Source organism: Lactiplantibacillus sp. B652 (assembly GCF_023806745.1).
GTDB classification, from domain to species: Bacteria; Bacillota; Bacilli; order Lactobacillales; family Lactobacillaceae; genus Lactiplantibacillus; species Lactiplantibacillus pentosus.
Map to the genome: position 1 here is coordinate 1 of NZ_JAMSKY010000126.1, position 235 is coordinate 235.

1 pseudogene is annotated in these 235 nt (G+C 46.0%); it reads right to left on the minus strand.

The window, feature by feature from the left end:
* Positions 1 to 235: pseudogene (locus tag MZO40_RS17280) on the minus strand (hypothetical protein); the annotation flags it as partial.

A 235-nucleotide genomic window follows, 5' to 3' on the forward strand; every position in this document is an offset into this window, starting at 1 on the left:
AGACGTAATGGATAGTCTCATTAATCGTCTTGCTTTCAGTTGTAATAGTTGGCGCATTCTTAGCATAAACCACCGTGAAGTCAAGATCACTAGCGTCACCACTCACAGTTTGTGACCTAATTTCAGCCTGGTCTGGCGTGTAACCCTTAATAGCTGGGCTAGTTACTGCCGCAAAGCTTTGATCTGCTGACCAAGACCCATAGGTCTTTTCACCTGTCACCGCATCAGTTGAGAC